Genomic DNA, 7597 nt, shown 5'->3' on the forward strand with positions numbered 1-7597 from the left:
TCGGCTGTTGGCCGTGGTTTGCGGGACGATCGGACGAGGGGGGACGGGGTTTTTCAGCAGCGCAACGCGGGACGTGCCGCCAGGTTTCGATACACCACGCCGAAGAGTTCGGCGCTCGGATGTCCCGCCGAGAGGTGAAGCCAGACCTTGCGCACCGTGATCTTGATCTGCGCCCCGACCTTGAGCAATTTCAGCCGGATCGTCTGGCACTGGGCTTTCGCCATCTCGGTGCCGGCCAGTCCCAGCCGGCGCAGCGCCTGCATCAGGCCGTAAGCGAACGACGACAGGTACAACCGCACCGGATTCGACCGCAAGTGGGCCGTCGAGGTCCGGTCCGCAAACAGGGCCAGCTGCTGCTCCTTGATCCGGTTCTCCCTCTCGCCGCGGGCGCAGTAGACGTCTTCGTACAAGGGCCTGCCTTCCATCGCCGCCAACCGCAACATGCCAGGTTCGCCAGTCTTCCCTTCTCCCGCCGATTTTTCGTTATAATTTGCATCGAACACGTTGTCCTCACGACTTTTTCGCTGCGGAACCTGCGGGGAGGCCATGAAAATCGCGGTGGTAAGGGAGATCCGGGAGGGGGAGAAGCGGGTCGCCCTCGTACCCGAATCGTGTAAAAAGCTGGTGCAGGCGGGGGTCCAGGTGGCGGTGGAGAGCGGCGCCGGGGAAGCGGCGTTCTTCTCCGACGATTCCTACCGCGAGGCCGGTGGGGGGATCGAGACCGACGTCACCGGACTGCTGGGGAGCGCCGACCTCGTCCTCAAGGTGCAGCCTCCCGATCTCCATCCGACACTCGGCCGGCACGAGGCGGACATGATGCGGGAAGGGGCGATGCTCCTCGGCACGCTGGTCCCGGTGCGCTATCCCGACGTGGTGGAGAAACTTGCGGCGCGGAAGATCAGCGCGTTCTCCACCGACCGGATTCCCCGCATCTCACGGGCGCAGTCCATGGACACGCTTTCCTCCATGGCGAACATCGCAGGGTACAAGGCAGTGCTGATCGCGGCCAACACGCTGCCGAAGTACTTCCCGATGCTCATGACCGCGGCCGGTACGGTCTTTCCCGCCAAGGTCTTTGTGATCGGCGCGGGCGTGGCGGGACTCCAGGCGATTGCCACCGCGCGGCGCCTGGGCGCCTCCGTGGAGGCGACCGACACGCGCCCGGCAGTCAAGGAGCAGGTGGAGAGCCTGGGCGCGCGCTTTGTCGGCGTCGAGACCGCGGAGAGCGCCCAGGACGTTTCCGGCTACGCAAAGGAGCTCTCCCCGGAGTTCTACCGCAGGCAGGCGGAGCTCATCGCCTCGCGCTGCGCCGCCGCCGACGCCGTCATCACGACGGCGCTGATCGGAGGCGTGAAGGCGCCAAAGCTCATCACCGCGGAGATGGTGCGGGCGATGCGGCCGGGCTCGGTGATCGTGGACCTGGCCGCCGAGGCCGGCGGCAACTGCGACCTGACCCGGCCCGGCCAGACCGTCGTGGAGCACGGGGTGACGATCTGCGGGCCGCTCAACCTGCCGGCGGAGCTGCCGTGGCACGCGAGCACCCTGTATTCGCGGAACCTGACCTCGTTCGTGCTGGCGTTCTGGAAAGACGGACGGTTCGACTTCAACCTGGACGACGAGATCCTCCGCGGCGCACTGGTGACGCATCAAGGCGAAGTGCGGCGCGCCTGAAAGGGAAGGAGACTCATCCGTATGAGCACGGATCTTGAACTGGGCTTGTACATCTTCGTCCTGGCGACGTTCCTCGGTTTCCAGGTCATCCGCCGGGTGTCGCCGCTTTTGCATACTCCGCTGATGTCGCTTACCAACGCCATCTCGGCCATCGCGGTCGTCGGCTCCATCCTGGTGGCCGGCGAGCAGAAGACCACCCTCTCCACCGTCCTCGGAACCCTGGCGGTAACCTGCTCGATGATCAACATCGTCGGCGGCTATCTCATCACCTACCGGATGCTGCGGATGTTCAGGAAGAGCGGGAAGGACAAGTCATGATCGACTCGTTCATCCCCCTGATCTACCTTGCCGCCGCGATTTCGTTCATCCTCGCCCTGATGTGGCTCTCCGCGGTGGCCACGGCGCGCCGCGGAGTGATCATCGGCGTCGCGGGGATGGCGCTGGCGGTGTGCGGGACGCTGCTCAAGCCCGAGATCGTGAGCTACCGCTGGATCGCGATCGCGTTCGTGGCGGGCACCGCCATCGGCGTTCCTATGGCGATGATGCCGATGACCGCCGTGCCGCAGCGAACCGCGCTTTCCCACGCCTTCGGGGCGCTGGCGGCGGGACTGGTGGGCACCGCCGAGTACTACCTGCGGACGCCCAACCTCGACCGCTTCACCATGGGTGCCCTGTCCCTCGAGGTGCTGCTGGGTTTTCTCACCTTCACGGCGTCGCTGATGGCCTTCGGAAAGCTGCAGGAGATCCTTCCCACGAGGCCGATCACCTACCGCCACCAGAACGTCCTCAACCTGGCGCTGATCGGACTCGCCGTGGCCGCCGGCGCGTACCTGACCGCGCGGCCGGAGGCCACCCGGCTGTTCCCCGTTTTCGGGGCGATGGCGCTGGTATTCGGCGTGTTGCTCATCGTCCCCATCGGCGGGGCGGACATGCCCACGGTGATCTCGCTGCTGAACTCCTACGCAGGGCTGTCAGCCGCGGCCATGGGGTTCGTCCTCAACAACAAGCTGCTGATCATCGCCGGTGCGCTGGACGGCTCCTCGGGCTTCATCCTTTCGGTGATCATGTGCAGGGCGATGAACCGTTCGTTCACCAACGTGCTGTTCGGGGCGTTCGGCCAGGTGCAGGCGGGGGCCGCGGCCACGCCTTCGCTGCGCACGGTCCGCAGCGCGACGCCCGACGAGGCCGCCGGCATCCTCCAGGCGGCGAGCCTGGTGATCGTGGTTCCCGGCTACGGGATGGCGGTCGCCCAGGCGCAGCACAAGGTCCGCGAGATGTACGACGTCCTGACGAAGGCCGGCATCGAGGTGAAGTTCGCCATCCACCCGGTGGCGGGACGCATGCCCGGGCACATGAACGTTCTCTTGGCCGAAGCTGACATCCCGTACGACAAGCTGATGGAGATGGACGACGTCAACTCCGAGTTCCCGCAGGCCGACGTGGCGCTGGTCATCGGCGCCAACGACGTCACCAACCCGGCGGCGCGCCACGACCGGGGAAGCCCGATCTACGGGATGCCGATTCTCGACGTGGACAAGGCGCGCACGGTGATGGTGATCAAGCGCAGCATGAACCCGGGGTTCGCAGGGATCGACAACGAGCTGTATTCCATGGACCGAACGCTCATGGTCTTCGGCGACGCCAAGGGGGTCGTGGGGGACATCGTCAAGGAACTTGCCGTGGGCCGGTAACCTCGGTTTGATTTTTTCATCCCTGCATTCGGGTAGTCGGGCCTAACCAGCGAGTATCGTTTCAGGTTCGTTGTAGGAAAGCATTCCCGGTCGGCGAAACGCACGACAACCTGCACGCCCACCGCGTGGAGCTCCTGATCCTCCGGGAGCTTTACCGGCGGTATCCCGGGAAAGTCGCCATCGGGATGGAGATGTTCCGGGAGCCGGACCAGGAGATCCTGGACCGGTGGACGAAGGGGGAGCTCCCGGAGCTCGAGTTCCTGAAGGCGACGCTCCCCGAGGTCGGCCTGCCTGACCCGTATCAGCGCGCGGCCATGAAAGCGGTCTACGGCGCCCACCTGCCGTCCGAAGGGATGTTCGAAGCGTTCTTCCGGGTTCAGCTCCTCTGGGAGGAGACGATGGCGGTGCGCGTCGTCGACTACCTCCGGAGAATGCCGATGCCCTACGCCATCGTTCTGCCCGAGGAGATCAACATCCCCGCCGACTTCGTCTGGTGGGTTCCGTACGAAGGGCTGGAGGGGAAGCGGGTGGCGATGGGCGTCCGTCTCGTGGAGAAGGACAACGAGGTTCTCGTGGAAGGGGTTATGCAGGGCTCTCCCGCGGAAAAGGCGGGAATCCTGACGGGCGACCGGATCTTCTCCTTCGACGGGTAAAAGGGGAAGGATGTCACGGACGTGTTCCTGCGCGTGCGGGAAAAGAAGGAGGGGGATGAGGCAATGGTGGCCGTCCGCCGGGACGGCGTCGAGAAATCGCTCCGGGTGAAGTTCTTCCCGATCCCCGGCAAGAAGCCGCACCGGTGTGAACGAAGCCGCCGCCTTCTACGTCGGCGCGGCGATCTGCCTGGTGGCCTTCGGAAGCCTGCTGCTGGCGAGGCGGCCTGAAGCTCCTGTGGTGGCCGGCCGGCGTATAAGCAACGGCGCGCGGTCGCGATAATGATATTTTTCCCGGAGGGAGATAAAATGGTTTTTCATTCCGCTCCAGGAGGACCGATGAGCCCGGACCGCGAGCATGAACACCGGGGATATTTATCGAACATGAACGCGAGCAGCCGCTGTGTTTCGGCGGATCCGATGGGGGGGGGTCGAGAAACCGCGCCGCTCACACGCACGATGTTCCGGCGCGGGAATTGCGCAAGCGACCCATCGCTTCGGACCCCATTTGATGTAGCGTGCGGGCTGCATTGCTTCGAGCCCAGCTCCCGTTAACGGGCGGCGTGCGCGATGGATCCCCTGGCGCCGCTGGAGTCCTTCTATGACATGGGCCGTGGAAAGGTTTTTCCTCTGACCCCCGAGCTTACGGCGCTCTACGGTTCCCTCCGATTCCCGGCGCACGAAGACCGGCCGTACGTCATTGGCAACTTCGTCACCACACTGGACGGCGTTGCTTCTCTTTCCGCCCCCGGCCTGGCGGATGGGGGCCCCATCAGCGGTTCCAACCCGCACGACCGGATGGTCATGGGACTGCTGCGGTCGGTCGCCGACGCGGTGATCGTCGGCGCCGGGACGCTTCGCTCCGAACCACGGCACCTCTGGACCGCGGAGTACGTCTGCCCGGCGCTTTCCGACTCGTACCGGCAGCTGCGAGCCGCGTTGGGGAAGAACGACCCCCCGTTGAACGTCATCGTCACCGCGCGCGGCGAGATCGATCCGGGCCTTCCCGTCTTCCGGTCCGGGACAGTGAAAGTGCTGGTCGTTACGACCCCGGAGGGCGCCGACCGGATCCGCAAACGCGACCTTCCCCCCTCCGTCGTCATCGGGGAAGTGAAGAATGAGGGCGCAATCAGCGCCCGGGCGATTCTTTCCGCGGTCGGCCGTCTCCTCCCCGGGGAAATCTTCCTTGTCGAGGGCGGACCGCGGTTGATGGGAAATTTCTTCGCCGAGAAATGCCTGGATGAGCTTTTTTTGACGCTCGCTCCGCAAGTTGCCGGGCGGGATGGGTCCGTCGAGCGTCCCGGATTCGTTGCGGGGAAGCGTTTTGGCCCGGAGCGTCCCCTCTGGGGATCGCTTGCCGGGGTGAAACGTGCCGGCAGCCACCTGTTTTTGAGGTATGTGTTTGCGACGGAGGCATCCGTATAACGTTTCACAAACGGGTTTTTCACGCGGCATACTTGAATCCATGCCGTTCATTGTTCGAATGGGCGCCAATGCCATCGCTATCCTGCTGATCGCCTACCTGCTTCCGACTGTGATGTCGGCCGACGGACCGATGGCGGCGCTCGCCGTGGCTTTCGTGGTGATCAACGGATTGCTCCTGTGGCTCGTCTCCGCCATCGTCCCCGACCTCCACGTCAATGGGTTCCCTCGTAGGAAGTTTCTTTTTTCGCTTTCTAACCAAGAGGGCACTTCCCTCCGGTTGGCCGCCAACCCGAACTCCACGCACACGTCGGGCGTCGAGGTGAAAGGGGAGGATGGGAGAAGTCCGGTCCCCGGTCGCCTTCCTGCGGTCCGTAAGTCCTTGGAAATGGATCGGGGAAGAAGTGGTCGAAAAGCGGTGGAGACCGCCCGGGGAGTTTCAGGGACCTTCGCGCCGGCCGACGTGGTCTTTGAATCTTGCGGATGACCGGTACGGCAAGCCCCTCTGAGCCATAACAAATCCGAACTAGCGGAAAAGTACAAGGGACACAAGGGCGCCGCCGAGCACGATCCAAATCGTGTCAATCTTGACGAATCGCTGCACCGCAAAAGCGGCCGTGGCCATTGCAATGGCAGAAATATCGACCAGAGTATCGACGCCCAGTTTGATCAGGACGACTACGAGAGTACCGAGAAATGCCGCAACGATACCACCGATGACTTGCTTGACGTAGCCCACCTGGCCGGCTTTGGCGTATGGCGCAGCGACGATCGTCGTCATGGCCCAGGCGGGAAAGTACATGTTCACCATGCCTGCCAGAGCCCCCGCAACGCCGGCCACCTTGTACCCTATGAACGTGCCGATAATCGTCACCGGGCCGGGGGTAATCAGGCTCAGGGCCAACGCGACGGCGAACTGCTGGTTGGTCAACCAAGCGAATTGGTTGACCACAGTGTCCTGGATGAAAGGAAGCATGGCATAACCGCTGCCGAAAACCAGCGCTCCGATCCGCAGGAACCTGGCGCCCATTTGCATCAACTCAGGGCGCAGGCGAATGAGGAGCAGGTCTGCGGTGAGGACCAGGGACAAACAGACGACCAACAGGGTCACGTCTCTCCCATGGAGGGGCAGGGGCACCTGGCTGCAGGCGGAAACGTAATCCGATTCAGCGGGTGGCCCCGCTTTGCTTAGCGACTGCCGGGTGGTGTCGGCGCCGAGGTTGCCGGATGCCAATCCCCCCTTCTTCCACAGACCGCTCCAACCGCCCGTCCAGCGGGCCAGGAGCGGGAAGCGGCGAAGGAGAAGAACCATGAGCAGGCTGGCGCCGCCGGCGATGAGCAGTATTTTTACGACCCCCATTTGGAACCAGAAAACCAGGGCAAAACCGGCAAAAGCCATCAGCCAGTGGAAAACCGTCTTTACGCCTGATCTCCAGAGGTTGAGGATGGTGTTGAAGACAAGACCGATCACGAGTGCTCCCAGGCCGCGAAACAGACCGGAAACGACGGGCATCTCGCCATACTTCAGATAGAGGTGAGAGAGCAGCAGCATGAGCAGAAAGCAGGGGGTCAGAAAGCAAACCGTGGCCACCGCAGCCCCCGGTAAACCGCGCAGGCGAAAGCCCAAATAGGACGAAAGATTTACCGTAGGCGCGCCGGGCAGGAGTTGGACGAGCCCGAGCCCTTCCATGTACTCATCGTCGGTGAACCATCTTCTCTTTTCGGTCACCCAGCTCTTGGCCTCTCCCAGAGCAGCCAGGCTGAAAGAGGACAGCCCGATTCCCAGAAAAGTGCGGGCGATGTGCCAGAGCTTGACCCGCGACACTTCACACCACGCAACCGGGTTTTGAGCATCCATACCCATGTGGAGTTACCCCATGAAACCGGACACTCGCCAGGACGTGCAGGTGGGGATGCCCGTTCCAAAACTCCCCGGCGGTCTGGATGCCAAGCAGCGGGTCGGGAGTTCGGGTCTTCCCAGGCGCGCCAGTCTTTTACTTACCTGGTCAATATCGGCATCCCGAAAAGGGGCCAGATGGTAAACAGCGCTATCGCAAGAATAATCATCAATAGAATGGAAGGAATAATACCGTATTTGAAGAATTCACCGCCGGTAAACTGCCCTGAGGCGTAGGCAATGGCATTCGGTGCGGCGCCGATCAA

9 protein-coding genes are annotated in these 7597 nt (G+C 63.4%); 7 read left to right on the plus strand and 2 right to left on the minus strand.

Annotated elements, in window-relative coordinates; all coding sequences use genetic code 11:
• Positions 1-53 precede the first annotated feature (53 nt).
• Positions 54-443 carry a transposase gene (locus VJ307_10915; protein HJX74647.1) on the minus strand — a complete coding sequence of 130 codons (390 nt, stop codon included), beginning with the start codon at positions 441-443 and terminating at the stop codon, positions 54-56.
• Positions 444-546: 103 nt separating this feature from the next.
• Here VJ307_10915 and VJ307_10920 point away from each other — a divergent pair, with 103 nt between their 5' ends.
• The 7 genes from VJ307_10920 to VJ307_10950 all read left to right on the plus strand — a co-directional run bounded on the left by VJ307_10920 (position 547) and on the right by VJ307_10950 (position 5921).
• Positions 547-1671 carry a Re/Si-specific NAD(P)(+) transhydrogenase subunit alpha gene (locus VJ307_10920; GenBank protein ID HJX74648.1) on the plus strand — a complete coding sequence of 375 codons (1125 nt, stop codon included), beginning with the start codon at positions 547-549 and terminating at the stop codon, positions 1669-1671.
• A 21-nt stretch (positions 1672-1692) separates the two neighbouring features.
• Positions 1693-1989 (plus strand): NAD(P) transhydrogenase subunit alpha, encoded by a 297-nt coding sequence (locus tag VJ307_10925; protein HJX74649.1) that lies wholly within the window; start codon positions 1693-1695, stop codon positions 1987-1989.
• Positions 1986-3362 carry an NAD(P)(+) transhydrogenase (Re/Si-specific) subunit beta gene (locus VJ307_10930; protein HJX74650.1) on the plus strand — a complete coding sequence of 459 codons (1377 nt, stop codon included), beginning with the start codon at positions 1986-1988 and terminating at the stop codon, positions 3360-3362. Before VJ307_10925 ends, VJ307_10930 begins: the two co-directional genes overlap by 4 nt.
• Positions 3363-3388: 26 nt before the next feature.
• Entirely contained in the window at positions 3389-4015 is a 627-nt protein-coding gene (locus VJ307_10935) for a ChaN family lipoprotein (protein ID HJX74651.1), read from the plus strand.
• A gap of 21 nt (positions 4016-4036) precedes the next feature.
• Entirely contained in the window at positions 4037-4243 is a 207-nt protein-coding gene (locus VJ307_10940) for a hypothetical protein (GenBank protein HJX74652.1), read from the plus strand.
• A gap of 375 nt (positions 4244-4618) precedes the next feature.
• Complete coding sequence (locus tag VJ307_10945) at positions 4619-5437, plus strand: dihydrofolate reductase family protein (GenBank protein ID HJX74653.1); 819 nt, start codon at positions 4619-4621, stop codon at positions 5435-5437.
• A gap of 58 nt (positions 5438-5495) precedes the next feature.
• Positions 5496-5921, plus strand: coding sequence for a phage holin family protein (locus VJ307_10950; GenBank protein ID HJX74654.1), 426 nt, complete (start codon positions 5496-5498; stop codon positions 5919-5921).
• 39 nt (positions 5922-5960) lie between these two features.
• Here the strand turns inward: VJ307_10950 and chrA are convergent, their stop codons facing one another.
• Positions 5961-7298 carry a chromate efflux transporter gene (gene chrA, locus VJ307_10955; GenBank protein HJX74655.1) on the minus strand — a complete coding sequence of 446 codons (1338 nt, stop codon included), beginning with the start codon at positions 7296-7298 and terminating at the stop codon, positions 5961-5963.
• Positions 7299-7597: the final 299 nt, after the last annotated feature.

It is taken from the genome of Candidatus Deferrimicrobiaceae bacterium (genome assembly GCA_035256765.1).
Classification (GTDB): domain Bacteria; phylum Desulfobacterota; class Deferrimicrobia; order Deferrimicrobiales; family Deferrimicrobiaceae; genus CSP1-8.